This window comes from Bacteroidales bacterium (assembly GCA_035647615.1).
Taxonomy (GTDB): domain Bacteria; phylum Bacteroidota; class Bacteroidia; order Bacteroidales; family 4484-276; genus SABY01.
Genome location: DASRND010000038.1, coordinates 93,250 through 119,763, shown reverse-complemented (window position 1 = coordinate 119,763; position 26,514 = coordinate 93,250). Strand labels below are relative to the sequence as shown.

37 protein-coding genes and 1 pseudogene are annotated in these 26,514 nt (G+C 45.3%); 36 read left to right on the top strand and 2 right to left on the bottom strand.

Going from position 1 to position 26,514, the window contains the following annotated elements; translation table 11 throughout:
* Positions 1-57: 57 nt before the first annotated feature.
* On the bottom strand, positions 58-2,502 hold the full coding sequence (locus VFC92_14615; protein ID HZK09414.1) for an ATP-binding protein: 2,445 nt from the start codon (positions 2,500-2,502) through the stop codon (positions 58-60).
* A gap of 551 nt (positions 2,503-3,053) precedes the next feature.
* Here VFC92_14615 and rpsL point away from each other — a divergent pair.
* The 36 genes and pseudogenes from rpsL to VFC92_14435 all read left to right on the top strand — a co-directional run bounded on the left by rpsL (position 3,054) and on the right by VFC92_14435 (position 24,924).
* Entirely contained in the window at positions 3,054-3,431 is a 378-nt protein-coding gene (rpsL, locus tag VFC92_14610) for a 30S ribosomal protein S12 (protein HZK09413.1), read from the top strand.
* A 33-nt stretch (positions 3,432-3,464) separates the two neighbouring features.
* Entirely contained in the window at positions 3,465-3,935 is a 471-nt protein-coding gene (gene rpsG, locus VFC92_14605; protein ID HZK09412.1) for a 30S ribosomal protein S7, read from the top strand.
* 37 nt (positions 3,936-3,972) lie between these two features.
* Positions 3,973-6,078 (top strand): elongation factor G, encoded by a 2,106-nt coding sequence (fusA, locus tag VFC92_14600; protein HZK09411.1) that lies wholly within the window; start codon positions 3,973-3,975, stop codon positions 6,076-6,078.
* Between the two features lie 30 nt (positions 6,079-6,108).
* Entirely contained in the window at positions 6,109-6,414 is a 306-nt protein-coding gene (rpsJ, locus tag VFC92_14595; protein HZK09410.1) for a 30S ribosomal protein S10, read from the top strand.
* Positions 6,415-6,473: 59 nt separating this feature from the next.
* The gene (gene rplC, locus VFC92_14590) at positions 6,474-7,103 is read left to right on the top strand and encodes a 50S ribosomal protein L3 (GenBank protein ID HZK09409.1); all 630 of its coding nucleotides are present in this window, start codon (positions 6,474-6,476) and stop codon (positions 7,101-7,103) included.
* A complete protein-coding gene (rplD, locus tag VFC92_14585) occupies positions 7,094-7,723 on the top strand; it encodes a 50S ribosomal protein L4 (GenBank protein ID HZK09408.1) in 630 nt (209 codons plus the stop codon). The genes rplC and rplD overlap by 10 nt, the downstream gene beginning before the upstream one ends.
* Before the next feature lie 33 nt (positions 7,724-7,756).
* A complete protein-coding gene (rplW, locus tag VFC92_14580; protein HZK09407.1) occupies positions 7,757-8,047 on the top strand; it encodes a 50S ribosomal protein L23 in 291 nt (96 codons plus the stop codon).
* A 5-nt stretch (positions 8,048-8,052) separates the two neighbouring features.
* Entirely contained in the window at positions 8,053-8,877 is an 825-nt protein-coding gene (gene rplB / locus VFC92_14575) for a 50S ribosomal protein L2 (GenBank protein HZK09406.1), read from the top strand.
* Between the two features lie 26 nt (positions 8,878-8,903).
* Positions 8,904-9,173, top strand: coding sequence for a 30S ribosomal protein S19 (rpsS, locus tag VFC92_14570; GenBank protein ID HZK09405.1), 270 nt, complete (start codon positions 8,904-8,906; stop codon positions 9,171-9,173).
* Positions 9,174-9,192: 19 nt separating this feature from the next.
* Entirely contained in the window at positions 9,193-9,612 is a 420-nt protein-coding gene (gene rplV / locus VFC92_14565) for a 50S ribosomal protein L22 (GenBank protein ID HZK09404.1), read from the top strand.
* A 33-nt stretch (positions 9,613-9,645) separates the two neighbouring features.
* Positions 9,646-10,386: a 30S ribosomal protein S3 gene (gene rpsC / locus VFC92_14560; GenBank protein ID HZK09403.1), complete on the top strand. Its 741-nt coding sequence runs from the start codon at positions 9,646-9,648 to the stop codon at positions 10,384-10,386.
* Between the two features lie 41 nt (positions 10,387-10,427).
* The gene (gene rplP, locus VFC92_14555) at positions 10,428-10,847 is read left to right on the top strand and encodes a 50S ribosomal protein L16 (GenBank protein HZK09402.1); all 420 of its coding nucleotides are present in this window, start codon (positions 10,428-10,430) and stop codon (positions 10,845-10,847) included.
* A 12-nt stretch (positions 10,848-10,859) separates the two neighbouring features.
* Positions 10,860-11,060 carry a 50S ribosomal protein L29 gene (rpmC, locus tag VFC92_14550; GenBank protein ID HZK09401.1) on the top strand — a complete coding sequence of 67 codons (201 nt, stop codon included), beginning with the start codon at positions 10,860-10,862 and terminating at the stop codon, positions 11,058-11,060.
* Between the two features lie 15 nt (positions 11,061-11,075).
* The gene (gene rpsQ / locus VFC92_14545; protein ID HZK09400.1) at positions 11,076-11,342 is read left to right on the top strand and encodes a 30S ribosomal protein S17; all 267 of its coding nucleotides are present in this window, start codon (positions 11,076-11,078) and stop codon (positions 11,340-11,342) included.
* 2 nt (positions 11,343-11,344) lie between these two features.
* Positions 11,345-11,713 (top strand): 50S ribosomal protein L14, encoded by a 369-nt coding sequence (gene rplN, locus VFC92_14540; protein ID HZK09399.1) that lies wholly within the window; start codon positions 11,345-11,347, stop codon positions 11,711-11,713.
* 14 nt (positions 11,714-11,727) lie between these two features.
* Complete coding sequence (gene rplX / locus VFC92_14535) at positions 11,728-12,054, top strand: 50S ribosomal protein L24 (GenBank protein HZK09398.1); 327 nt, start codon at positions 11,728-11,730, stop codon at positions 12,052-12,054.
* Positions 12,054-12,626, top strand: coding sequence for a 50S ribosomal protein L5 (rplE, locus tag VFC92_14530; GenBank protein HZK09397.1), 573 nt, complete (start codon positions 12,054-12,056; stop codon positions 12,624-12,626). Before rplX ends, rplE begins: the two co-directional genes overlap by 1 nt.
* Positions 12,619-12,888, top strand: coding sequence for a 30S ribosomal protein S14 (gene rpsN / locus VFC92_14525; GenBank protein HZK09396.1), 270 nt, complete (start codon positions 12,619-12,621; stop codon positions 12,886-12,888). The genes rplE and rpsN overlap by 8 nt, the downstream gene beginning before the upstream one ends.
* 36 nt (positions 12,889-12,924) lie before the next feature.
* Complete coding sequence (gene rpsH / locus VFC92_14520; protein ID HZK09395.1) at positions 12,925-13,323, top strand: 30S ribosomal protein S8; 399 nt, start codon at positions 12,925-12,927, stop codon at positions 13,321-13,323.
* A gap of 13 nt (positions 13,324-13,336) precedes the next feature.
* The gene (gene rplF / locus VFC92_14515) at positions 13,337-13,891 is read left to right on the top strand and encodes a 50S ribosomal protein L6 (GenBank protein ID HZK09394.1); all 555 of its coding nucleotides are present in this window, start codon (positions 13,337-13,339) and stop codon (positions 13,889-13,891) included.
* Positions 13,892-13,934: 43 nt separating this feature from the next.
* Complete coding sequence (gene rplR, locus VFC92_14510; protein ID HZK09393.1) at positions 13,935-14,303, top strand: 50S ribosomal protein L18; 369 nt, start codon at positions 13,935-13,937, stop codon at positions 14,301-14,303.
* Between the two features lie 6 nt (positions 14,304-14,309).
* Positions 14,310-14,828 (top strand): 30S ribosomal protein S5, encoded by a 519-nt coding sequence (gene rpsE, locus VFC92_14505; protein HZK09392.1) that lies wholly within the window; start codon positions 14,310-14,312, stop codon positions 14,826-14,828.
* Positions 14,829-14,849: 21 nt separating this feature from the next.
* Complete coding sequence (gene rpmD, locus VFC92_14500) at positions 14,850-15,029, top strand: 50S ribosomal protein L30 (GenBank protein HZK09391.1); 180 nt, start codon at positions 14,850-14,852, stop codon at positions 15,027-15,029.
* A 24-nt stretch (positions 15,030-15,053) separates the two neighbouring features.
* Positions 15,054-15,500 (top strand): 50S ribosomal protein L15, encoded by a 447-nt coding sequence (gene rplO / locus VFC92_14495; protein ID HZK09390.1) that lies wholly within the window; start codon positions 15,054-15,056, stop codon positions 15,498-15,500.
* A gap of 6 nt (positions 15,501-15,506) precedes the next feature.
* On the top strand, positions 15,507-16,868 hold the full coding sequence (gene secY, locus VFC92_14490) for a preprotein translocase subunit SecY (GenBank protein HZK09389.1): 1,362 nt from the start codon (positions 15,507-15,509) through the stop codon (positions 16,866-16,868).
* 31 nt (positions 16,869-16,899) lie between these two features.
* Entirely contained in the window at positions 16,900-17,679 is a 780-nt protein-coding gene (map, locus tag VFC92_14485; protein HZK09388.1) for a type I methionyl aminopeptidase, read from the top strand.
* Between the two features lie 26 nt (positions 17,680-17,705).
* The gene (gene infA / locus VFC92_14480; protein HZK09387.1) at positions 17,706-17,924 is read left to right on the top strand and encodes a translation initiation factor IF-1; all 219 of its coding nucleotides are present in this window, start codon (positions 17,706-17,708) and stop codon (positions 17,922-17,924) included.
* A gap of 15 nt (positions 17,925-17,939) precedes the next feature.
* A complete protein-coding gene (gene ykgO / locus VFC92_14475; GenBank protein HZK09386.1) occupies positions 17,940-18,056 on the top strand; it encodes a type B 50S ribosomal protein L36 in 117 nt (38 codons plus the stop codon).
* Between the two features lie 28 nt (positions 18,057-18,084).
* Positions 18,085-18,468, top strand: a complete 384-nt coding sequence (rpsM, locus tag VFC92_14470) for a 30S ribosomal protein S13 (GenBank protein ID HZK09385.1) — start codon at positions 18,085-18,087, stop codon at positions 18,466-18,468.
* Positions 18,469-18,520: 52 nt separating this feature from the next.
* A complete protein-coding gene (gene rpsK, locus VFC92_14465; GenBank protein ID HZK09384.1) occupies positions 18,521-18,919 on the top strand; it encodes a 30S ribosomal protein S11 in 399 nt (132 codons plus the stop codon).
* A 36-nt stretch (positions 18,920-18,955) separates the two neighbouring features.
* On the top strand, positions 18,956-19,561 hold the full coding sequence (gene rpsD, locus VFC92_14460; GenBank protein ID HZK09383.1) for a 30S ribosomal protein S4: 606 nt from the start codon (positions 18,956-18,958) through the stop codon (positions 19,559-19,561).
* 54 nt (positions 19,562-19,615) lie between these two features.
* Positions 19,616-20,608, top strand: coding sequence for a DNA-directed RNA polymerase subunit alpha (locus tag VFC92_14455; GenBank protein HZK09382.1), 993 nt, complete (start codon positions 19,616-19,618; stop codon positions 20,606-20,608).
* Positions 20,609-20,615: 7 nt separating this feature from the next.
* Positions 20,616-21,041, top strand: a pseudogene (rplQ, locus tag VFC92_14450) (50S ribosomal protein L17).
* Positions 21,042-21,427: 386 nt separating this feature from the next.
* Complete coding sequence (gene eno, locus VFC92_14445; protein HZK09381.1) at positions 21,428-22,717, top strand: phosphopyruvate hydratase; 1,290 nt, start codon at positions 21,428-21,430, stop codon at positions 22,715-22,717.
* Positions 22,718-23,296: 579 nt separating this feature from the next.
* Entirely contained in the window at positions 23,297-23,734 is a 438-nt protein-coding gene (locus VFC92_14440; protein ID HZK09380.1) for a CGGC domain-containing protein, read from the top strand.
* Positions 23,735-23,976: 242 nt separating this feature from the next.
* Positions 23,977-24,924, top strand: a complete 948-nt coding sequence (locus tag VFC92_14435) for a radical SAM protein (protein HZK09379.1) — start codon at positions 23,977-23,979, stop codon at positions 24,922-24,924.
* A 77-nt stretch (positions 24,925-25,001) separates the two neighbouring features.
* Here the strand turns inward: VFC92_14435 and VFC92_14430 are convergent, their stop codons facing one another.
* Entirely contained in the window at positions 25,002-26,348 is a 1,347-nt protein-coding gene (locus VFC92_14430) for a metallophosphoesterase (GenBank protein ID HZK09378.1), read from the bottom strand.
* Between the last annotated feature and the right edge of the window lie 166 nt (positions 26,349-26,514).

Here is a 26,514-nt window from a genome sequence, read left to right as displayed (position 1 = left end):
TCTTGATCATGGCGACCCGTCCTGACTTTGTTACAGCGGAGTCATGAGAAGAGGTATTTAGAGTTCGTCAGCGCTTTCGCTAAATGAAATGGTGTGCGGCAATATTTCGGCAGTTTTATTGTAAAGTTCCTCCAGGATGATGGGTTTGGTGATGAGACCTGAAAAACATTCATGTTCTTTCCGGGGTATCTGATCGAAAATATCGGAGGCTGAAAAAGCCAAAATCTTTATTTTGCTAATTTCAGGATCATTGTTTATTGCGCTTGCTGCTTCTATCCCATCGACTATCGGCATTTTTATATCCATCAAAATCAGATCGGGCTTGTGTTGTTTTGTCATCTCGATGGCTTGTGCACCATTTTCGGCTTCTATAATTCTGAGGTTATATTTTTCAAAACATGTTTTAATGAGATCGCGGTTCATCTCTTCGTCGTCGGCAACCAACAGCAGGCTGTTCTTGAAATCGTACACAGGCTGAGCCGACCGCCCTGGTGCCGGAGGTGTGGCAGAGCTGATTTCGTAAACCACAGGAACATCCTCAAAAATTACCGTAAAGGTGCTGCCTTTGCCTTTGACGCTCGTTAGCGAAATGTGGCCATTCATGATTTCGGTGAGCCGACGCGAAATGCCCAAACCAAGTCCCGATCCACCTAATTTTTTCTGCTCTTTCAGGTTCACCTGCCTGAAAGGCTCAAAAACAATTTCGTGATCGTCGGCATCGATACCAATGCCAGTGTCTTCAATTTGTATCCTGATGTTGGTTTTACCCGCCATCTGTGCACTGAAATTGTTGGAATCCGGGCAATCTATCTTTACTTTTACATATCCCGTATCGGTAAATTTGATGGCATTTCCCACAAGGTTCATCACTATTTGCCGCAGCCTTACTTCATCCAGAATTACTTCGTGCGGCACGCTTTTATCTATTTCCAGAAGAAAGGCAATCTCTTTATTCTGGGATTTGAGAACAAACAACTCGCGGATGCCTTGTATCAAAAATCTAAGATTCACCCGGTCGCTGTTAAGGGTTACACGGTTGGCCTCTAGCTTCGACATATCCAGAATGTCGTTAAGAAAACGAAGCAGGTTGTAGCTGCTCACCTCGATGGATTCAGTGTATTTCTTTAGTTGTGGGTCGTCGATGTTTTTATTTAAAAAAGTATTAAAACCAATAATGATGTTGAGTGGGGTTCTGATTTCATGACTCATATTGGCCATAAACTGTGACCGAAACGCAAGAGCCCGTTCGGTTTCCTCATTCGAGCGCTTTAAATCCTGGTTAAGCTCCTCCAGTTCGCGTTGCGATTTTAGCAATAACCGGTTGCGTTTTTTATTTTGTGTTATTAATATGGTGACAACAAGTACAAAAATTGCCAGCAGAATGGTTACAGCCAGAAAAATATAGTTGATGATTACGATGCGTCGGCTCCTTTCTTCCTCTCTGCTCATCCGTCTCTGAAGACGTTGATTTTCGGCTTCTTTTTTTTCTGTTTCGTAGCGGGTGGTTATTTCATCCAGTGCTTTCGAGGCTTCGAGTTTATTAATTTCAGCATTCATCATAGTTACCGAATCCTGATAGAAATAAGCCTTTTTATAATCTCTCATCGACACGTAGTGATTACGCATCACCATGTAAACCGCGAGTCGCCTTTCGGTAGCGTTATTTTTACGTGCTAATCTCAGGCTTTCGTTGAGGTACTTAAAACCATTATCATAATCGTCGAGTTGCAAATAAGTATCGCCAATATTGAGCATAAGTATTGTACGATGATAAGTATTGTCGGCTTTGTTCAACTCGCTTTCAGCCAGGAAATAATACTTCAAAGCTTCGTAAAAATATTTTCGTACATTTTGTTCACTGGCAATTTTACCGTAGTTGGCTGCAACATTAGTGTACAGCGAATATTTCTGCTTTGGTTTTTTTAGAAATTCAACCATAGGCAACAGTTCATCAAAAACCTGCTGCGCCTCCTGCAGGCGTAAGGCTTCCATATAAATAACACCAATGTTCATTCGTGTCATCAACATCGAAGCGGTGTCGTTGATCAGTTTTTTGTATTCGACCGCTCTGGTATAATATTCAATGGCTTTTTCGGAATCGGGCTGAATGCTTTGATAAAGTACGCCGAGATTGTTGAGCGACTGAGAGATAATAAAGGGATCGCCTGAGGCCTCGCTCACCCGCAGCGCTTCCGTCCAATAATGAGCTATCTCACCATAATTGCCTTCGTAGTAGTAGGATCTTCCGATGCGTGCATAAAAAGAAAATTCAAACACCGCATTGCCTGCACCCTTGGCCAGCTCGGCACCTTCCTGGCAAAACATGCGGCAGGAATCGCCATTGGTGTTGATGAGTTTCCGGGTGATATCCTCGTAAGTTTCGAGGCGTAGTGAGTCGGAATATTTTGTGTTGCGGGCTGCATCCAAAAGGCTGTCGATGTTGACAGAAGCAAATGATTGCATTGAAAATAATACCAATAGCAAACTAACAATAGTTTTCATACCCGTATTTTAAAATCTGATTTCGGCTTTGTGGTGTACCCTTTTTGCCGGTAGCCGGAAATGTTTTTATGCCGGTCAAAGTTACTATTTTACGGTAACAGGCGTTAGTTTTCAGTTATTATTAAATGATTTGTGTTGTAAAGGAATTGTAAGAACCCTCTGAAGTGTTGACCTAGCAGACTTTTTAGGCATCGGTTAGAAATAAATTGATAAAAAAGGAAAATAAATTTTGTTTTTAAATAATTGAGTGTACTTTTGTGCCCGCTTTTGACCAAAGCATTTATGCCGAAGCAAGAGCAGAGTGAGAAGAGAAATTTAAAGGAAACCTGATAAAATGAGGTAGTAAAAGGTTTCTAATGTGCTTCCGCAGTAGGATGCTCATTTTGCCTCGGAGAATATTAGTATCCCTCCTTTTTATTTCCCACCACACTTGACGTAGTTTTTTTAATCTGAAAAAAATTCAGGTGGAGATAGTTTGTTTAATTTTTTTTGTACTTTTGCACCCCCAAAAAAGTGGGGCTAACTAGCAGAAATTAAACCAAAGTTCGAATATGCCTACAATACAACAGTTGGTTCGTAAGGGCCGCAAGAGATTAACCGAGAAGAGTAAATCGCCTGCTTTGGATTCGTGTCCGCAGCGCCGTGGCGTTTGTGTTCGTGTTTACACTACCACACCCAAGAAGCCTAATTCGGCTATGCGCAAAGTGGCAAGGGTAAGGCTTACCAACCAAAAAGAGGTGAACGCCTACATTCCTGGCGAAGGTCACAACCTGCAGGAGCACTCCATCGTGATGATCCGTGGCGGTCGTGTGAAAGACCTGCCAGGTGTGCGTTATCACATCATCCGCGGTGCACTGGATACTTCCGGAGTTGAAGGCCGTACACAGCGTCGTTCGAAATATGGAACCAAGAAGCCTAAACAGAAATAGTCATTCAGGTAAAAGGATTTAATTCACAATACAATGAGGAAAGCTAAACCAAAAAAGAGAATCATTCTTCCCGACCCGAAGTTCAATGATATCGTTGTTACAAAATTTATTAACAACCTGATGCTTTGCGGAAAGAAAGACCTTGCTTTCAAGATTTTTTATGATGCTATGGAGATTGTAGCCGAAAAATCGAAAGAGGAGGATACTCTGGAAGTATGGAAAAAAGCTCTTGCCAACGTTACACCTGCTGTAGAGGTACGCAGCCGTCGTATCGGGGGTGCTACTTTTCAGATACCTACCGAAATCCCGGCTTCACGTAAACAATCCATCGGCATGAAAAACATGATCTCGTTTGCCCGGAAACGGAACGAGAAATCGATGGCACGCAAACTTGCCAGCGAAATATTGGCCGGTTTCAAAGAAGAAGGTGGTGCCTACAAGCGTAAGGAAGATATCCATCGCATGGCCGAAGCCAACAAAGCATTCTCACATTTTAGATTTTAATATTAACACCATAATAAAGCAGAAATAATAACTGGCGATGCCACACGGTTTACAACATATTAGGAACATCGGGATAATGGCGCACATTGATGCGGGTAAGACCACTACGACCGAACGTATCCTGTATTACACCGGCATCAACTACAAGATGGGCGAGGTGCACGATGGCGCTGCTACCATGGATTTTATGATCCAGGAGCAGGAGCGCGGCATTACCATCAATTCTGCTGCAACTACCGTTTTTTGGGATTTCCACAACAACCATTACAAAGTCAACATCATCGATACCCCCGGGCACGTCGATTTTACTGTTGAAGTAGAACGCGCACTGCGCGTGCTCGACGGAGCTGTAGTGGTTTTTTGTGCAGTAGGATGCGTGGAACCCCAAAGCGAAACTGTTTGGCGTCAGGCCGATAAATACAATGTGCCGCGTATCTGTTTTATTAATAAAATGGATCGTACCGGCGCCGATTACTTAAAAGCTGTTAGCGACATTCGCGAAAAGCTGGGAGCCAACCCCATTCCGTTGCAAATACCTATTGGCGCCGAAGATGATTTTAGAGGCATTGTCGATTTGATTACCAACAAGGCTTACGCCTGGGACGAGACCTCCAAAGGAATGGTATTTAATGAAATTGAAATTCCTAACGACCTTAAAGAAACTGTCGCCTCCCATCGCGCAAGCCTCATCGAAGGCATTGCCGAAGAGAGCGACGAGCTGCTCAATAAATTTATTGCCGATCCCACTTCTCTCACTACCGATGAAATGATTGGCGCCGTTCGCAAGGCCACGCTTGAAATGCGGATAACCCCGGTGCTATGTGGATCAGCATTTAAAAATAAAGGTATCCAAAACCTGATGGATGCCGTGACTGCTTATTTGCCTTCACCCATCGACCTGCCACCGGTAATAGGAATTAATCCTTACACCGAAAAACAGGAAGAGCGTGCTCCTGATCCTGACAAAGAATTTGCCTCCTTAGCTTTCAAAATTTCTGCTGATCCTTACGTTGGCAAAATTGCTTTTATCCGGGTTTATTCAGGAACACTTAAAGCCGGCATGCAAATACTCAATACCGGCACCGGCAAAAAAGAGCGCATATCGCGTATCATGCAGATGCACGCCAACAAGCAAAATCCTGTTGAAATGCTCGAAGCCGGCGACATAGGAGCTTTGGTAGGTTTTAAAGAAATTCGTACAGGCGATACTTTGTGTGCTGTTGAGGCTCCCATCGTTCTTGGAAATATCAATTTCCCGGAGCCTGTAATTACAATGGCTGTAGAGCCCAAAACACAGGATGATTTTGAAAAGCTCATCGAGGCACTTGGAAAGATCGCAGACGAAGATCCTACCTTCAAAATTAAAACCGACCAGGAAACCGGACAACTCGTAATTAGTGGAATGGGCGAGCTGCACCTCGACATAATCGTGGATCGCTTGCGCCGTGAATATAATATACAGAGCAACCGCGGTAAGCCGCAGGTAGCTTACAAAGAGGCATTTGCCAGCACCGTTACCCATCAGGAAGTTTATAAAAAACAAACCGGTGGCCGGGGCAAGTTTGCCGATATTACTTTTGAGATTGGTCCTGCCGACGAAGGCATCACAGGTTTGCAGTTTGTTAGCGAAGTAAAAGGCGGACGTCTTCCCAAAGAATACATCGAAGCTGTGCGCAAAGGATTTAGCATGGCAATGCTCAATGGTCCTTTGGCAGGTTTCGGCGTTTTCAGCATGAAAGTGGTTTTGCAAGATGGCACTACCCATCCTGTCGACAGCGACCAGTTAGCTTTTGAAATTGCTGCTAACATTGGTTTTCGCAATGCAACCAAAAAGATGAAGCTGATCATGTTGGAGCCAATAATGAAACTGGAGGTTTTGACTCCTGATCTTTACATTGGCGACATCAGCGGCGACCTCAACAAGCGTCGTGGACAGATAGAAGATGTTACGTCAAAGGTTAATTTCCAGGTGTTGCATGCGCAGGTGCCGCTGGCAGGCATGTTTGGATATGTTACCACATTGCGCAGCCTCTCTTCGGGACGTGCCAGCTCAAGCATGGAGTTTTCGCATTTTGCAGAACTGCCGCACGATTTGTTAGAAGACGTTCTGTATAAAATTAAAGGATACGTAGTAAAAGTTTAGAGTTCCAATAAACACTAAAACATAATCAAGGTGAGTCAAAGGATTAGAATAAAGCTTAAATCATACGATCATAACCTGGTTGACAATTCAGCCGAGAAGATTGTAAAAACTGTAAAGAGCACAGGAGCTGTAGTAAGTGGCCCGATCCCATTGCCAACGAATAAAAAGATATTCACGGTGAACCGTTCCACTTTTGTGAACAAAAAATCCAGAGAGCAATTCGAATTGTCTTCGTACAAGCGACTGCTCGATATCTACAGTTCAACTACCAAAACTATCGACGCATTGATGAAGCTTGAGCTGCCCAGTGGAGTAGAAGTGGAGATCAAAGTATGATGATTGGTTAAGCTGGATGATAATAAAAGAGTTTCGAAAAAATTAAACATTAGTAAATAATGTCTGGAATAATAGGAAGAAAGATAGGAATGACCGCCGTTTTTGATGAGTCGGGAAAAAATATACCGGTAACGGTTATCGAAGCCGGTCCCTGCGTGGTTACGCAAATCAAGACCAAGAAAACTGACGGCTATGAGGCTATACAGGTTGCTTTTGACGAAAAGAAAGATAAGCATACCACCAAGGCGCTCAAAGGGCATTTTGCCAAAGCAGGAGTTTCGCCCAAGAAGATCGTTAGAGAATTTACGCGTTTTGAGCCCGGACACCAGAAGAAAGTTGGTGAAACCTTGGATGCCAGCATCTTTATCGAAGGCGAATACATCGACGTAGCAGGAATTACCAAAGGTAAAGGTTTTCAAGGTGTTGTTCGACGCCATGGATTTGCTGGTTCGGGTGGCCAAACGCACGGTCAGCACAATCGTTTACGTGCCCCGGGTTCGATAGGTGCTTCATCGTGGCCCTCACGCGTATTTAAAGGTATGCGTATGGCCGGCCAAATGGGTAACACCCACGCTAAGATGATCAACCTGCAGGTGATCAAAATCGACAAAGAAAATAATCTCATTCTCGTGAAAGGTTCTGTACCAGGAGCCAACGGATCATATGTAATAGTGGAAAGATGGAGCTAAAAGTTTATAAAATTACAGGAGAGGTTACCGATCGCAGTGTAGCTCTCGACGATGCCATTTTTGGTATCGAGCCCAACGACCATGCGATTTATCTCGATGTGAAGCAGATCATGGCGCGCAAACGCCAGGGTACGCACAAGAGTAAAGAAAGAAACGAGATATCAGGAAGTACGCGCAAGCTGAAAAAGCAAAAAGGCACAGGAACTGCTCGCGCTGGTTCTATCAAGAGCCCGCTCTTCAGAGGTGGTGGTCGCGTATTTGGCCCAAGACCTGCCGTGCATGGTTTCAAACTGAACAAGAAACTCAAAAAACTGGCACGCAAGTCGGCACTGTCTTACAAAGCTGGTGACAACCAAATCACCATCCTCGAAGACTTCAACTTTGATGCTCCCAGAACAAAGGATTTTATCAAGTTGCTGAAAAACTTTGAGCTGGAAGGCAAAAAAGTTCTGTTGCTAACCCCCGAGACACGTGAAAATGTTTACCTCTCGTCGCGCAATTTGAAAAATGTGAAATACCAAAACTCAGCAAGCATCAACACTTACGACTTGTTGCATGCACAGCAGATTCTGATGCTTGAGAGTTCGCTGGACACTATTTATGCATTGTTTAACAACTAATTCTATCTGATAGAATAAAAACAGTAAGGTAAAATGAATATTATTATTAAGCCGATCATTACCGAAAAGATGACTGAACTGGGCGAAAAGCTCAACCGGTATGGCTTTATCGTTCGCAAGGAAGCCAATAAAGTTCAGATTAAGCAAGCTGTTGAGAGCCTGTACGGTGTAGAGGTCGAAAGTGTTAACACCATGAACAATGCAGGTAAACTCAAATCGCGTTATACCAAAACCGGTCTCATTAGCGGAAGAACCAGGGCAACAAAGAAGGCCATCATTACATTGGCCAAAGGTGAAACTATTGATTTTTACAGCAATATTTAAGATAAATGGCTTTAAAAAAATACAAACCAACGACATCCAGTCAGCGCTTTAAGCTTATTAGTGCGTTTGATGAGATCACTACCGATAAACCAGAAAAGAGTTTGCTGGAACCCCAGAAAAGGTCGGGTGGTAGGAACAACACTGGAAAAATGACCATGCGGTATCTGGGCGGTGGTCACAAGCAGAAGTATCGTCGCATCGATTTTAGAAGAGATAAAGACGGCGTGGCTGCAGAGATACAAACCGTAGAATACGACCCCAACCGTAGTGCACGCATTGCGCTGGTAAAATACGAAGATGGCGAGAAACGCTACATCATTGCCCCCAATGGCATCAAAGTAGGCCAGAAAATTGAGTCGGGAAAAGGTGTATCACCTGATGTTGGCAACACACTCTTCCTTAGTGAAATTCCTTTTGGTACTGTGATTCACAACATAGAGTTGCGTCCTGGCCAGGGAGCCAAAATGGCCCGCAGCGCAGGTTCGTATGCACAGCTTATGTCGCGCGACGGAAAATTCGCCGTCATAAAGTTGCCTTCAGGCGAAACTCGTATGCTGTTGCAGACTTGCAAAGCTACCATCGGCATGGTGAGCAATACCGACCATAGCCTGGAGATATCAGGTAAAGCTGGTCGTACCCGTTGGATGGGTCGTCGCCCCCGTACTCGTGGTGTTGTAATGAATCCGGTAGATCACCCAATGGGTGGTGGAGAAGGCCGCGCTTCAGGTGGCTTGCCCAGATCACGTAATGGGATGCCCGCCAAAGGTTTCAAAACCCGCAGCAAGAAAAAAATCTCCAATAAGTACATTGTCGAAAGAAGGAAGAAGTAACAAGTAACAAGTAAACTATTGATACAATGAGTCGTTCGCTTAAAAAAGGTCCATACATTTACTTCAAGCTCGAAAAAAAGGTGCTTGAAAGTCAGGCAGCCAAAAGAAAATCAGTGATAAAAACCTGGTCGAGAGCCTCTATCATTTCACCCGATTTTGTCGGACTTACTGTTGCTGTGCACAATGGAAACAAATTCATTCCGGTGTATGTAACCGAAAATATGGTAGGTCACAAGTTAGGAGAATTTGCACCTACACGTCAGTTCAGAGGTCATGCCGGTAGCAAGAAAAGATAAAAAAGGGAGATAAACTATCATGGGAGCACGAAAACATAACACTGCGCAAGCACGCAAAGAAGCTAAAAAGACACTTTATGTCGCCAAGCTTAACAATTGCCCTACATCGCCACGTAAGATGCGGCTGATGGCGGACCTGGTAAGAGGTCAAGGCGTGGAAATGGCTTTGAATATGCTTAAGTTCAAGCCTAATCACGCTGCTGATCGTCTCTACAAACTCATAGTTTCAGCCATCAACAACTGGCAGGAGAAAAATGAGGGAGTAAGATTGGAAGACAGCAATCTGTACATTAAATCGGTAATGGTGGACAGCGCACGACAGCTCAAGCGCATTCGCCCTGCCCCGCAAGGCAGAGCTCACCGCATCCGCAAACGCTCTAATCACGTTACTGTTGTGGTGGATAGCCGTCAGGTTCAATTGGCAGATACGCAGGAATAAAATAGATATTAATAATTTATATCAAAATAATTAATGGGACAGAAAACTAATCCAATAGGTCTTAGGTTAGGAATCATCAAAGGATGGGATTCGAACTGGTACGGTGGCAAAAGTTTTGGCGCCAAGCTGGTGGAGGACGATCAAATTCGTAAATACCTCAATGCCCGCCTCTCCAAAGCCGGTATCTCAAAGATATACATAGAGCGTACACTTAAGCTTGTCACGGTTACCATTTACACCGCACGGCCGGGTATCATCATCGGAAAAGGCGGACAGGAAGTGGATCGGTTGAAAGAGGAGCTCAAAAAACTCACAGGCAAAGAGATTCAGATCAACATCAGCGAAATAAAGCGCCCCGAGCTTGATGCTGTGTTGGTAGCCAACGGAATTGCCCGTCAGATTGAAGGTCGTATCTCTTTTCGTCGTGCCATAAAAACCTCGGTGGCCAGTACCATGCGCATTGGTGCCGAAGGTATCAAAGTGTTGATATCAGGCCGACTTGGTGGAGCGGAGATGGCTCGCAACGAAATGTACAAAGAAGGCCGTACGCCATTGCACACTCTGCGCGCTGACATCGACTATGCTCATGCCGAAGCACACACTACCTACGGACGTATTGGTATAAAAGTTTGGATTTGCAAAGGTGAAGTGTTTGGCAACCCTGAGCTGGTTCCAATGACTACACCCGGCGACAGCAAGCAGCAGCAAGGCCCTGGCGGAAAACGCCCTCGTGGCCCCCGTGCTCCTCGTCCGCCACGCCAGCGTAGAGACTAATAATCACAAAGAGTATTCATTTTTTTTAATTATATAAAACAATGTTACAGCCAAGGAAAACCAAATTCAGAAAGCAGCAGAAAGGCAAAATGAAAGGCAATGCCCACCGTGGTACCCAGCTTGCTTTCGGCTCCTTCGGTATCAAATCGTTAGAGGAGACCTGGATAACAGGACGACAGATAGAAGCTGCACGTCAGGCAGTAACACGTCACATGAAACGTGAAGGACAGATCTGGATCATGATATTTCCAGATAAACCCGTGACCAAGAAACCTGCTGAGGTTCGTATGGGCAAAGGTAAAGGTGCTCCCGAATATTTCGTGGCACGCGTTACACCTGGTCGCATGCTCTTCGAAGCCGACGGGGTGCCCATGGAAGTAGCCAAAGAAGCTTTGCGGCTTGCAGCACAAAAACTGCCCGTTACTACCAAGTTTGTTGTAAGAAGAGATTACTCAGAATAATATTTCGGAACTATGAAACAGAATGTAATAATAGAACTAGCTAACGACGATTTGATCGAACGGCTCGAAGGGGAGGAAAAACAACTTACGCGCCTCAAGCTTAACCATGCGGTAAGTCCTCTGGAAAATCCGAATAAAATTGTGGACTATCGCCGCACCATTGCACGGCTCAAAACAGAGATCCGCAAAAGAAAACTTCAAGGTAAATTATAATCAGATTGCATAACAATGGAAGCCAAAATAACAAGACCGTTAAGGAAAGAGCGTACAGGCCTGGTTACAAGTGACAAGATGGACAAGTCTATCACGGTGCAGGTCGAGCGAAGGGTAAAACATCCCATGTACAAAAAGTTCGTTAAGAAAACTACCCGGTTTTCGGCTCACGACGAGAACAACGAATGCAAAATCGGCGACAGAGTGCGCATCATGGAAACCAAGCCATTGAGCAAAAATAAATGTTGGAGATTAGTGGAAATCATCGAAAGAGCTAAGTAATCATGATACAGAAAGAATCCAGACTATTGGTTGCTGATAACAGCGGCGCCAAAGAGGTGCTTTGCATCAGTGTGCTGGGGGGTACCCGCAAGCGCTATGCAACCATCGGCGACATCATCGTTTGTACCGTAAAGCATGCGATTCCCTCGGGAAACATCAAAAAAGGTACGGTAACCAAAGCGGTGGTAGTACGCACCAAAAAAGAAACACGCCGCACCGACGGAAGCTACATCCGCTTCGACGACAATGCTGTGGTACTACTCAACGCTACTGGCGAAATGATTGGAACCCGTATCTTTGGGCCGGTAGCACGTGAGCTTAGAGAAAAACAGTACATGAAAATTGTTTCTCTGGCACCAGAGGTACTTTAATAAAACTCAGAACAATGGATAACTATAAATTGCATATAAAAAAAGGTGATAATGTGATGATTATCACCGGCGACTCCAAGGGGCAGCAAGGCAAGGTGCTGGTGGTGGATCACAAAAAGAAAACCGCCATCGTAGAAGGGGTGAACATGGTTACAAAACATGCAAAACCTGATGCTCAGAATCCGCAAGGTGGTATCGTGAAGAAAGAATCCCCTATCCACATCTCCAACCTTAAGGTAATTGATGGCTCCGGAAAACCTACCCGCGTAGGTCGCAAAACAGATGAAAAAACAGGTAAAAATGTCCGCTATTCAAAAAAATCAGGGGAGGTAATTAAATAATGAGTTACATTCCAAGACTTAAGAAAAAGTATTTCGAAGAAATACACCCCGAACTTAACAAGAAGTTCGACTATAAAAGCCCTATGCAGGTGCCACGTTTGATAAAAATTGCTATCAACCAGGGCATCGGTGACGCAATTGCCGACAAGAAACTTATCGACTCGGGCATTAGCGAGATCAGTATGATTACCGGGCAGAAAGCTGTGCCTACCAAGAGCAAGAAAGACATCTCCAACTTTAAGCTGCGTAAAGGCATGCCCATTGGTGTGCGCGTTACCCTGCGGCAGAATCAGATGTATGAATTTCTGGACAGACTCATCTCGGTAGCTATCCCTCGTATCCGCGACTTCCGCGGTGTGAACGACAAAGGCTTCGATGGCCGTGGCAACTATACCCTGGGCATCACCGAGCAGATCATCTTCCCGGAAATCGTTATGGACAAGGTGACCAAGATCAATGGCATGGACATTACTTTTGTAACCACTGCCACCACCGACAAAGAAGCACTGGAGCTGCTCAAAGCATTTGGCATTCCATTTAAAAATCAAAAAACTGACGTGGTTTATGGCTAAAGAGTCAATGAAAGCAAGAGAAGTCAAACGAAAAGAACTCGTTGACAAATACGCTGCAAAGCGTGCGGCACTCAAAGAAGCTGGTGATTATATCGGCCTTCAAAAACTGCCCAAAAATTCATCGCCTGTGCGTTTGCACAATCGTTGCCAACTCACCGGACGCCCCAAAGGATACATGAGGATGTTTGGCGTATCGCGTATCAACTTCCGCGAGATGGCACTCAAAGGTTTGATCCCCGGCGTGAAAAAAGCTAGTTGGTAAAATAAGAATTAAGAATAATAAACAATCCTGCAAGATATGGTTACTGACCCTATTTCAGATTATCTCACCCGAATTCGCAACGGCATAATGGCCAACCATCGTGTGGTGGAGATTCCGGCATCAAAATTTAAGAAGGAACTTACCAAGATCCTCTACGAAAAAGGATACATCCTAAATTACAAATTCGTAGACGATGTTTTCCCGGCTATCATTAAGATAGCTTTGAAATATCATCCGGTAACCAAGCTTTCGGCTATCACCGAGCTGCGTCGTGCCAGTACGCCTGGTTTGCGCCGCTACGTCAGCCACGAAGAGCTGCCGCGCGTTCTCAACGGCCTGGGCATTGCTGTCATCAGCACCTCCAAGGGCCTGATGACCGACAAAGAAGCCCGCACACAGAATGTTGGCGGAGAAGTAGTTTGTTACATCAGCTAAAAAGAACATTATCATGTCAAGAATAGGAAAATCACCCATTGCGTTGCCCGAAGGTGTTAAGGTGGAAATCACCGACAACAACCTGGTTACCGTTAGCGGTAAGTTGGGCACGCTACATCAAAAAGTAGATCCCGACATTATCGTCGGTGTTGAAGACGGAAACATCGTTCTGCAGCGTCCTACCGAGCAAAAGCGTCACAAAGCCCTTCATGGTCTCTACCGTGCGCTCCTGGCTAATATGGTACAAGGCGTTACTGAAGGTTTCACCATAAAGCAGGAACTCGTGGGCGTGGGCTTCAAAGCACAGGCTAACGGACAGCAGCTCGAACTCGCTCTCGGATACTCGCACAATTTCGTGCTTGTGTTGCCTGACGAAATTAAGGTTGAAACTCTTACCGAACGTGGTAAAAACCCTACCATAACATTGACATCCTCTGACAAACAACTCGTTGGTCAGATAGCTGCCAAAATACGTTCGCTGCGCAAGCCAGAGCCTTACAAAGGTAAAGGTGTCAAATTTGTGGGCGAAGAAATCAAACGCAAAGCTGGTAAAGCTGCTGCAGGTTAATAGTCACAATATTATTGTAAATCAGATAAAAATCCATTGAGAAATGGCAATAAAAAGTAAAAAACAACACAGAAGGTTTCGGATCAAACAACGTATCAGAAAGACCATTTCCGGTACTGCCGAACGTCCTCGTCTGTCGGTATTCAGAAGCAATAAAGAAATTTATGCCCAGCTTATCGACGACATCAATGGTCGCACTCTTGCTGCTGCTTCTTCCCTAAGCAAAGATGTTGCTGGCGAAGAAAGCAAAGCCAACAAGATAGAGCAGGCGCAAAAAGTGGGTAATCTGATGGCCAAAAAAGCCCAGGATGCTGGTATTGATACCGTCGTGTTCGATCGCAACGGATATCTCTATCACGGACGCATTAAAGCTTTGGCCGAAGCAGTAAGAAAAGGTGGTCTTAAATTTTAAGCTATTATGACAAACGTAAACGTACAAAGAGTTAAATCGAGCGAGATCGAATTTAAAGATAAGCTTGTCAGCATTCAGCGTGTAACCAAAGTTACAAAAGGTGGACGTACCTTCAGTTTCTCGGCTATCGTAGTGGTGGGCAATGAAAATGGTGTAGTAGGATATGGTTTGGGAAAAGCAAAAGAGATTACCTCGGCTATTGCCAAAGGTATCGATGATGCCAAGAAAAACCTGATCAAAGCTCCTATTCTCCATGGCACAATTCCACACGAAGTTACCGGAAAATTCAGCGGAGCCGAAGTCTTTATGAAGCCTGCTGCTCCTGGTACCGGTGTTATCGCTGGTGGTGCCATGCGTGCCGTATTCGAGAGTGTTGGCATCAGAGATGTGCTGGCCAAGAGCAAAGGCTCTTCCAACCCGCACAGCGTAGTAAAAGCTACCATCAACGCACTGCTCCTGATTCGTGACCCATACACCATAGCACAGATGAGAGGCATTTCGCTCGATAAAGTATTTAATGGTTAAATCCGAAAAATTATTACAGCAATGAGTAAGATAAAAATCAAACAGATACGCAGCGGAATAAACCGCCCGATCGATCAGAAACGCACACTACAGGCCCTGGGCCTAAACAAAATGCATCGCACCGTTGAACATGACGCTACTCCACAGATCATGGGAATGATCAACAAAGTGAAGCATTTATTGGAAATCGTAGAATTATAAACAATCTTAACCCATACACGTACAATGGATTTAAGTAATTTAAAACCGGCAGAAGGTTCAACTAGCAACAGAAAACGAATCGGCCGCGGACAAGGTTCCGGAAGAGGAGGTACCTCCACAAGAGGCCACAAAGGCGCCCAATCAAGATCAGGCTATAAATCAAAAGCCGGCTTTGAAGGTGGACAGATGCCATTGTACCGCCGTGTTCCCAAAGGTGGTTTCAAAAATATTAACCGCGTAGAATATCGTGGTATCAATGTGGATAAACTTCAGATGTTGGCCGACGAAAACAATATTACAGTTTTTGATATCGATGTGCTCATCACTCATGGCTTAGCGCAAAAACGCGACCTGATAAAGATTTTGGGTCGTGGAACGCTCGAAGCCAAAATAGAAGTCACCGCACATGCATTTTCAAAATCAGCAATACAGGCTATCGAAGAAAAAGGTGGCGTTGCTACAAAAATCTAATTTTTGATGAAAAAATTAATCGAAACCATACGCAACATCTTCAAGATTGAAGACCTAAGAAACAGAATAGGTTTCACTCTGGGTATCATCCTGCTTTATCGATTTGGTTCGTTTGTGGTATTACCTGGTGTTGACCCGTCCATGTTGGGCGCTTTACATCAGCAAACTTCAAGTGGGCTGCTGGGGCTGCTTAATATGTTCTCCGGCGGAGCTTTTGCCAACGCCTCCATCTTTGCACTCGGTATTATGCCCTACATCTCGGCATCCATCGTGGTGCAGCTGCTTGGAATGGCAATTCCTTATTTCCAGAAGTTGCAGCGTGAAGGTGAAAGCGGTCGGAAAAAAATCAACCAGATCACTCGTTATCTTACGGTGATCATCCTGATTTTCCAATCGCCTGCCTACATCGCCAATATCGTTAGTTCGTTGCCTGGCGAAGCCATCTACCCGTTCGATCCATCGATTACTTCGCACACTATTTTCTCGTTCTTTGGAATATCATCCATCATCATGCTTACCGCCGGATCGATGTTCGTTATGTGGCTTGGCGAGAAAATTACCGACCAGGGCATCGGCAACGGTATCTCATTGATCATTATGATTGGTATTATCGCCCGCTTGCCCTTTGCACTTTTTGGTGAGTTTATCTCGCGCATGGAAGAACAAGGCGGTGGTTTGGTAGTATTTATCATCGAGCTTATTATTCTGGTCGGCGTCATTTTGCTTACCATCCTACTCATTCAGGGTACACGTCGTATTCCTGTGCAGTATGCCAAGCGCATGGTCGGCAACCGTCAGTACGGCGGCGTGCGTCAGTACATTCCTCTCAAGGTGAATGCTGCAGGCGTTATGCCCATCATTTTTGCACAAGCAATTATGTTTCTGCCGCTTACCCTCGCCAACTATGCTCAGTCGGAGGCTTTGTCAGGGGTTCTGGCAGCATTTACCAACATGAACGGATTTTGGTACAACTTTGTCTTTTTCCTGATGATCGTTCTTTTCACCTATTTTTATACAGCTATCACCGTAAATCCAAATCAGATGGCTGATGATATGAAAAAGAACGGAGGCTTCATCCCTGGTGTAAAACCCGGTAGACGTACCGCCGAGTTTATCGACACTGTGATGTCACGCATTACATTACCCGGCTCACTATTTTTGGGATTGGTAGCCATCATGCCTGCGTTTGTAAGTCTCATTGGGGTTAATCAGCAGTTTGCCCAGTTTTATGGAGGCACTTCGCTACTCATTTTGGTAGGTGTTGTTTTGGATACGCTTTCGCAGATAGAAAGTCATCTGTTGATGCGCCACTACGATGGTTTGACAAAATCAGGACGTATAAAAGGACGCTCATCATTGGGGATGTAATTTTGCACTCCTCCGACGTAAGCATACTACAATGGCTTTGATTAAAACAGAAGAAGAAATAGAATTAATACGAATCAGTTCATTACTTGTTGGAAAAACACTGGCTGAGGTAGCGCTTCATGTGCGTGCTGGTGTTACTACGCGCGAGCTTGACGCGGTGGCCGAGACGTTTATTCGCGATCATGGTGCCGTGCCGGGTTTCAAAGGCTATGGAGGATTTCCGGCCACACTTTGTACCAGCGTCAACGACGAAGTGGTACATGGAATCCCCGGCGATTACGCTTTGCGCGATGGCGACATCATCTCGGTAGATTGTGGAGCGGTGCTCAATGGTTTTCATGGCGACTCTGCCTACACTTTTATGGTAGGCGAAGTTTCGGAAGAAATACAGCTCTTGCTGCAGCGTACACGCGAATCGTTGTACCTGGGAATAGAGGCTGCGGTTGCCGGAAACCGTGTTGGCGACATTGGCTATGCAATACAAACCTATGTTGAAGGTTTTGGTTATGGCGTTGTTCGCGATTTGGTTGGTCACGGTTTAGGACGGAATTTGCATGAGCCTCCCGAGGTGCCCAATTTTGGCCGACGCGGAAAAGGCAAAGAGTTGCGCGAAGGAATGGTGATAGCCATTGAGCCAATGATTAACCTGGGCGGCAAAAAAGTGTTTCAGCAGCGCGACGGGTGGACAATACGCACCCACGATGGAACACCATCAGCACACTTCGAACACGACGTGGTGGTGCGACGCGGCAAAGCCGAAATACTTTCGACTTTCGACTACATCGAACAAGCATTGAAAACTAAAAATTAATTAAATAGAATACGATAAAAAATTTTATGGCCAAGCAACCTATCATCGAGCAGGACGGAACAGTAGTAGAATCATTGGGTAATGCCATGTTTCGCGTGGAACTCGAGAATGGGCACGTAATCACAGCTCACATCTCTGGTAAAATGCGCATGCACTACATCAAGATACTGCCTGGCGACCGCGTGAAGATTGCTATGTCGCCGTATGATTTGACAAAAGGACGAATTACATTCAGATACAAGTAACACACACAATTAGTCATGAAAGTAAGAGCTTCAATTAAAAAGAGAACCGCAGATTGTAAGATCGTGCGTCGTAAAGGCAGGCTTTACATCATTAACAAAAAAAATCCTAAGTTAAAGCAAAGACAAGGATAGTAACTAATTTTATTAAAACAAGGATAACATTATGGCACGTATTGCAGGTGTTGACATACCAAAGAACAAGCGCGGTGTCGTTTCGCTAACTTACATCCACGGTATCGGCCGTAGCCTGGCTACCGAGATACTGGTAAGAGCCGAAGTAGACCTCGACAAAAAGGTTCAGGACTGGAACGATGACGAACAAAACAAGATCCGCGGCCTGATTTCCGATGAGTACAAAGTGGAAGGTGCACTGCGCTCTGAAGTGCAGATGAACATTAAACGGCTCATGGACATCGGTACTTACCGTGGTATCCGCCATCGTTTGGGATTACCCCTGCGTGGGCAATCAACCAAAAATAACGCACGTACCCGTAAAGGCCGCAAGAAAACTGTTGCTAACAAAAAGAAAGCACCAACCGGTTGATGCTTGTTCGGGATATTGTTTTTGCGAAAATTAAGTAAGAAATAAATAGAAAATGGCAAAATCAGCTAAAACAGGAAAAACAACCAAGAAACGGGTTGTGAAAGTTGAACCATACGGAAGAGCATACATCAGCGCTTCTTTCAACAACATCATTGTTACCCTTACCAACAATGTCGGGCAGGTAATATCCTGGTCGTCATCAGGGAAAATGGGTTTCAGAGGTTCGAAGAAAAACACACCTTATGCAGCACAAACTGCCGCCGAAGATTGCTCCAAAGTAGCTTTCGATGCAGGCTTGCGCAAAGTAAAAGTGTATGTGAAAGGCCCCGGCTCCGGTCGCGAATCGGCCATTCGTACCCTCCACTCTGCTGGCATCGAAGTAACCGAGATTAACGACGTTACGCCTTTGCCTCACAATGGTTGCCGCCCGCCTAAAAGAAGAAGAGTTTAAGATATTTGTTTGTTAGAAATTTAATTATAGATAAAAATGGCAAGATACATTGGGCCAAAAACGCGCATCTCGCGTAAGTTTAACGAGCCACTTTTCGGTGCTGATAAATCCTTCGAGAAGAAAAAATATCCTCCCGGACAGCATGGGCAAACCAGGCGTAGAAAGAAAGAGTCGGAATACGGGCTTCAGCTGGCTGAAAAACAGAAGGCCAAATACACCTATGGTATTCTGGAGAAGCAGTTTAGAAATACCTTTACGAAAGCTGCGCAAAAACGTAGCGTTACCGGCGAAGTCTTGTTGCAGTTCATCGAAACACGCCTCGACAACCTGGTATACCGCTTTGGAATAGCTCCTACCCGTGCAGCAGCCCGTCAGCTCATTGGTCACAAACACATCGTGGTCAATAACGAAGTTGTGAATATTCCTTCGTTTGCTGTACGACCCGGCGACATTGTAGGCATCCGCGAGCGTAGCAAATCACTCGAGGTTATCAGCGAAGCATTGTCTTCGCGCACCAATCCTTACCCCTGGCTGGAGTGGGACGAAGAGAAACTTTCCGGGAAATTGTTGAACTATCCCGAAAGAAGTGATATTCCTGAGAATATCAACGAGCAACTCATCGTAGAGCTCTATTCTAAGTAAGCGTAATAGATTTTTTATTTTTTTATTTAAAACAAAAAACCAAAGGTTTATATCATGGCAATATTAGCATTTCAGAAGCCCGAAAAAGTGATCATGATCGAATCGGATGACTACCGTGGATCTTTTGAGTTTCGCCCCCTTGAACCCGGTTTTGGCATTACCATTGGTAACACACTGCGCCGCATTCTTTTGTCTTCGCTCGAGGGTTTTGCCATAACCAACGTCCGTATTGAGGGGGTGGAGCAGGAGTTCTCTACCATCAAAGGCGTGGTGGAAGATGTAAGCGAGATGATTCTTAACTTGAAACAAATTCGTTTTAAGAAACTCGTCGACGATACCAACGCCGAAAAAGTACACATCGTTATCTCAGGACAGGAAGAGTTTAAAGCCGGCGACATCAATAAATACTTGTCGGTGTTTCAGGTGCTCAATCCCGAAATAGTGATCTGTACGATGGATCCTAATGTTAAGCTGTCGCTGGAACTCAGCATCAATAAAGGGCGTGGTTATGTGCCTGCCGAAGAAAATAAGGATATGAATGCACTCATAGGCACTATCGCTATGGATTCCATTCATACGCCTATCCGCAACGTCAATTTCGATGTGGAGGACTTCAGGGTAGAACAAAAAACCGACTACGAAAAACTCATTATCGAGATTCTTACCGATGGATCTATCCATCCCAAAGATGCACTCAAAGAGGCAGCCCGCATTCTTATCTATCATTTCATGCTCTTCTCCGACGAAAAAATAGCACTGGAGACCGAGGAGAAAAATGTTAGCGAAGAATTTGACGAGAACTCACTTCACGTCCGGCAGTTGCTCAAGACCAAGCTGCTCGATCTGGATCTCTCGGTGCGCGCACTCAACTGCTTGAAGGCTGCTGATGTAGAAACACTTGGCGACCTGGTGGTTTTCAACAAAAACGATCTGCTGAAGTTTCGCAACTTTGGTAAGAAATCACTTACTGAACTCGAAGAGCTGGTGAAATCCAAAAATCTGGAGTTTGGAATGAATACTTCGAAGTATAAATTAGACAAGGAATAATTGTAAGATGAGACACCGTAAGAAATTTAATCATTTAAGCAGAACCAGTTCCCACCGCCGCGCGATGTTGTCCAACATGGCCACCTCGCTCATTTTGCACAAGCGAATCACCACCACCGTGGCCAAAGCCAAAGCATTGCGGATTTATGTCGAACCATTGATAACGCGCTCCAAGACCGACACTACGCACTCGCGCCGGATGGTATTCAGTCATCTGCAAAGCAAAGAAGCTGTGACAGAGCTTTTCCGCGAAGTATCTGTTAAAGTTGCCGACCGTCCCGGCGGATACACCCGCATCATAAGACTTGGCACCCGTGAAGGTGACAACGCCGAAATGTGCATGATGGAACTGGTAGATTACAACGAGAACCTGCTCGGAGGTGGAAAAGTCGAAGAGAAATCAACAGGTCGTCGTCGCCGCCGCAAAAAAAGTGGTGCCGATACAGTAGCTCCTGTCGCAGTTCCCAAAGCCAAAACCGAAGAGAAAAACAAACCACAGGCCAAAGCTGAAGAAGAAAAGCCTGTAGCTGTTGCTCCGGCTAAAGAAGAAGAGACGCCTGTAGTTGTCGCTGAAGCTGAAGAGGAAGAAAAAGAAATGGAAGAAACAGAATCCACTCCTGCCGATCAGCAACCTGAGGAAGTTGAAGATGTTGCTGAGCAAACTGATCAGCAGCAGGCTGAAACCGAACAGGAACCTGAAAACGACGACGAAAGCACCAAAAAAGAGTAACCTTTTGAAGGTTAAAAATTATAAAAGGATAAGGCGATGTCGTTGCTTTATCCTTTTTTATGTAGTATAAATCATCAAAAATAATTTTTATGAGTACAATTGCAAATATCCACGCACGACAAATTCTCGACTCGCGTGGCAATCCCACTGTGGAAGTAGAAGTATTAACAGATAATGGCGTGGTAGGTCGTGCTGCCGTGCCTTCAGGTGCCTCCACCGGAGTGCACGAAGCTGTGGAATTACGCGACGGCGAAAAAGATAACTATCTTGGAAAAAGTGTTTTAAAAGCCGTTCACAACGTCAATAATATCATCAGTGATGAACTCATCGGTGAATACGTGCTCGATCAGGTAGAGATCGATCGCAAGATGATCGGACTCGACGGAACACCCAACAAAGGAAACCTGGGTGCTAATGCTATTCTTGGCGTGTCTCTGGCTTGTGCCAAAGCCGCTGCCATCGAAACTGGTCAGCAGCTCTATCGCTACATTGGTGGCGTTGGTGCCAACACACTTCCCATCCCCATGATGAACATCATGAACGGCGGATCACATGCCGACAACAGCATCGACTTTCAGGAGTTTATGATCATGCCTGTCAATGCACCTACTTTTACCGAAGCTATCCGCATGGGCGCCGAAGTATTTCATCAGCTTAAAGCCGTGCTTAAAAAAAGTGGTTATTCTACCAACGTTGGCGACGAAGGCGGATTTGCTCCCAACCTTAAGTCCAACGAAGAGGCTGTGACGCTTATCCTGCAAGCTATCGAGAAAGCCGGTTACAGACCAGGCGAAGATATCTACATGGCGCTCGACCCCGCTGCAAGCGAATATTTCCTGAAGGACGAGAACAAATACCATCTGAAGAAATCAACCGGTGAAAAGCTCACACCAGCACAAATGGTCGATTTCTGGAACGACTGGATTACACGCTATCCTATTATCTCTATCGAAGACGGAATGGACGAAGACGACTGGGATGGCTGGCATCTGATGAATCAGCGCATGGGTAGCAAAATTCAGCTCGTGGGCGACGACATTTTTGTTACTAGTACCAAACGCCTGCAGGAAGGTATCGATAAAAAGACCGCCAACTCGATCCTGATAAAGGTTAACCAGATCGGTACACTTACCGAAACCATCGAAGCCGTTAATCTTGCTTATCGCAATAGCTACACTGCCGTAGTGAGCCACCGTTCGGGCGAAACCGAAGATACCACTATTGCTGACCTGGCCGTTGCTCTCAACACCGGGCAGATAAAAACCGGTTCAGCAAGCCGTACCGACCGCGTTGCAAAATACAACCAGCTCATGCGCATAGAAGAAGGACTGGGCAGCGCAGCTTATTATCCTGGCAAAGATTTCAAATACGCCCGCTAATATCATCCTGTCGCAACCAGACGCGTTGCGAGATGGTTTTTGAATATTAAAAAAAGCGACCTGCGAGGGTCGCTTTTTTGTTTTCCGGAGTTTTGCCTTTTGAATAAATCGGCATAAGAAGAGTAAACCCCAAAACAAAAACCCAAAAAAAAACCATTTCAATTGGGTAAAAAGTCATGTTATATTTATTAAAAAAAAGGACTGCCTGTGGGTAGCTCCTTTTTGTTTGCCCGGGATAATTTATTTTGGATTAGCATCAATATTTTAAAAATTCGATGTCTACCGATTGGCGTTCACAGCCCTGCAAATGAAGCGATGGTTCTATCTTTATTTTGAGGATTATTTATAAAAAACGACATCAGTCCTTTTTGACCCCCTTGTTTGAAAAAAATGGCATCATAGCCCCCATGGGGGGGGATCATTAGCATGGCGCAAAGCGCTATGATATTGGTTGCGAAATCGGTAAAAGCACCAACCGGGCGGCATCATCAATTTTGAAAAATCATGTCAAAAAATGAAAGAAAGTTTGCGCGAGAATATTTTCTACCTTTACACCTTCATTCATAAAAAAACAGACAGATGAAAATAGGAATCATTATTTGCAACAGATACAAGAGCTGTGCTGGTGGAAAATGCTTTAAAGCCGTGAAAAACCGTGAAGGAGCTTTTGATATTTACGATCCTGCCGAAGAGCTTGAAGTTGTAGGATACACCAGTTGTGGCGGCTGCCCCGGTGGAAACATCGAATACGCCGCTGCCGAAATGATCAAAAACGGCGCTGAAGTAATTCATCTTGCCACCGGAATGGTGGTCGGCTATCCGCCGTGTCGTTCGGTCAATTATTTCAAAAGGTTTATCGAAGAGAAGTACAAAATAAAAGTGGTGGTGGGTACGCATCCAATCCCCCAGAAATATTACGACACCCATCAAAACCTCGAAACCTGGCGTGGAGATATGTGGCAGGAGCTGATAAAACCTACGCTAACCAATGAGGAGCTGAGGATACAATACAATTAGTGTTCAAATTACAAAACACAAATATCAATTGACAAATAAATCCCAAAAGCCACAATCCAAAGTTAAGGATAGCGATTCATTTCGTTTCTTTAGTATTGCCGCTGGTTGTGGTGGCTGAGCGTCGGTTGGTGAGCGGAGCCGAACCAAGTCGAAGCCAGCTTTTCGAAACCTGGTTATTGAGTTTTTGATTTTGAGATTTATTGATTGAGTTCCCTAGTTAAACTAAAAGAAAACCACCTTTCATGTACAAATATCTATTTGGCCCTGTGCCATCGCGCAGGCTTGGAATTTCGCTTGGCGTCGATCTGGTTCCCCGCAAAGTGTGCACGCTCGATTGCGTCTATTGCGAAGTGGGCAAAACCACCAAGCTCACCATCGACCGAAAGGAATACCTCAAAATGGCCAGGATAAAAGAGGAGCTGACGGATTATTTCAACAACAATCCTGATCCTGATTTTATCACCTTCTCGGGGTCGGGTGAGCCCACGTTGAATATTCATATTGGCGAAATCCTGCAGTTTATAAAAGAAAACAAGCCTGCAATCCCGGTGGCGGTTTTGACCAATGCCACGCTGTTTTATGATAAAAACGTTCGCGATGCAATTGTAGGTGCTGATGTTGTGCTCCCCTCACTCGATGCTGCCACCGACGAGGCTTTTAGAAAAATAAACCGACCCCACGAAAATCTCAGCGTCGAAAAATACATCGACGGATTGGTTGAATTCAGAAAGGAATTTAAAGGGAAGATTTGGTTGGAGATATTCATCCTGCCCGGCTACAATGATGATGAGCCGGAACTTACCGGGATCAAAAATGCCATTTTGAAAATCAAGCCCGACTCCATACAAATCAACACGCTCGACCGCCCCGGCACCATCACCGGATTACGGGGAGCTACCCGCGAAGAGTTGCAGCGTGTGGTTGACTTCTGGCAGCTCCCGAATGTCGAAATCATTGCCGCAGCCAAGCAACGAACCGAAGTGCAGTCGTATCGAAAAGATGCCGAAGCCGCCATACTCGAAACCATTGCCCGTAGGCCATGTACAGTCCACGATCTGACGAGCATCCTGGGCATGCACATCAACGAAGTGAATAAATATCTGGATGTGCTCGACGCCGACAATAAAATCGAAACCATAGAGCAGCAGCGGGGCGTATTTTATCAACTCAAGGAGCGGCAGAGCGGATAATCCGATTTTGTGCCGGCTGGGTATTTTTGAGGGGGAGGTGTTTTTCTGAATTTTATTAAAACTAGGCTTCTCGATTCCTACCCCTTCACCAGCTCCATCAGTGTAATTTCGGGGAGGATGCCCACCCGGCCGGGATAGCCGATGTTGCCCAGGCCGCGATTTACGTAGAGGCGCTGCAGTTGCGATTCAGGCGAAAAACGCTCGTACATGCCAGCCCAGTGTTTATAGACGTACTGTGCCGGACTCCATTTTATATTTTTTATTTCGATGCCAAACTGGAAGCCGTGGGTGTGGCCGGCAAAGGTGATGTCGATGTCGCGGAAACGCTCTGTCACCACTTTGTCCCAGTGTGAAGGGTCGTGCGAAAGCAACAGCTTCACACGGGCATCTTCGGCGCCGACGATGGCTTTGTCGAGGTCGCCATGTTTGGGAAAGCTTCCGAAGTCGCCCCAGTTTTCTACGCCGATCACCGCCAGCTTACCATCGCCGTTGTCGTAAATCCGGTTTTCGTTGTTGAGCAATTCCCATCCCAATCTTTTATAAAGATCATAGAGCTGCTGCATATTTTCTTGCTTGGCAGCTTTGCTCGGCCAGCGCACATAGTCACCGTAGTCGTGGTTGCCCAGGGTGGCATAGATGCCTGATGCAGCTTTCAACTCGCCCAGAATATCTTCAAAAGGAGCGGTTTCATCGGTTTTATTGTTTACCAGGTCGCCGGTGAAAAATATAAGGTCCGGCTCCAGCTCGTTGATGCGATGGATGGCTTCGCGCAATGCCTGCTTACTGGCCCAACTACCCAGATGGATATCCGAAATCTGAATGATGCGAAGCCTGTCGAAGGAAATGGGCAAATTTGGCAAAAGCACCTGATGGCGATGTATTTTGAAATCAAAAGCCCATTTTACCATGCCTGCCATCAATCCGCTGAAAAGCAACCCACCGCCAATGAGTCCGGTGGTTTTCAGGAACTCGCTTCTTGTTATACGCTTGGTTTCCCCGTCGGGCGTGCTTTCCCGACGTACTGCGCGTGTCTTAAAGAGCAAATAGCGCAGACCGCGGATAACATCAGCCAAAAGCAAAAACAGGATGGGAATGAATTTAGAAACGTACGCAACGAAGATGAACCCATAGAAATAAATCTCGGTGGGGCGGTTCCATGTCAAATTAGGAAAAGCCAGGAGAGCAAGGGTAGCGCCGACGATCATTGCAAAAGGAACCCAGTAAAGCATTGTAAGAAAATACCGCAGTGCTTCGCCTTTGCGTTGCATCCATTCGCGGATGGAGCGCCACAAATAATAGTCGCCAAAAAACAAGACAACCAGAAACGGAAAACGTCCTGCATTTTTGGGGTAAAGCTGTAAAACTATGAGGTAGGCAACCACTATTGCGATGATGATGCCCAGTATCTTGAAGGATTTCTTCATTTATTTTTATAAAAAAAGCTGTTGTTGACTGTGGGATAACAGTTTTTTATTTCAATTGTTTTGCGCGCGTTTTCGGAAGTAAATTACCTGTGGCTTTGGAAATAAAATGGTATGTATTAAAATGACCAGCCGTCCAGGTATTCCGCAATTATTTGACTCTGAGTTT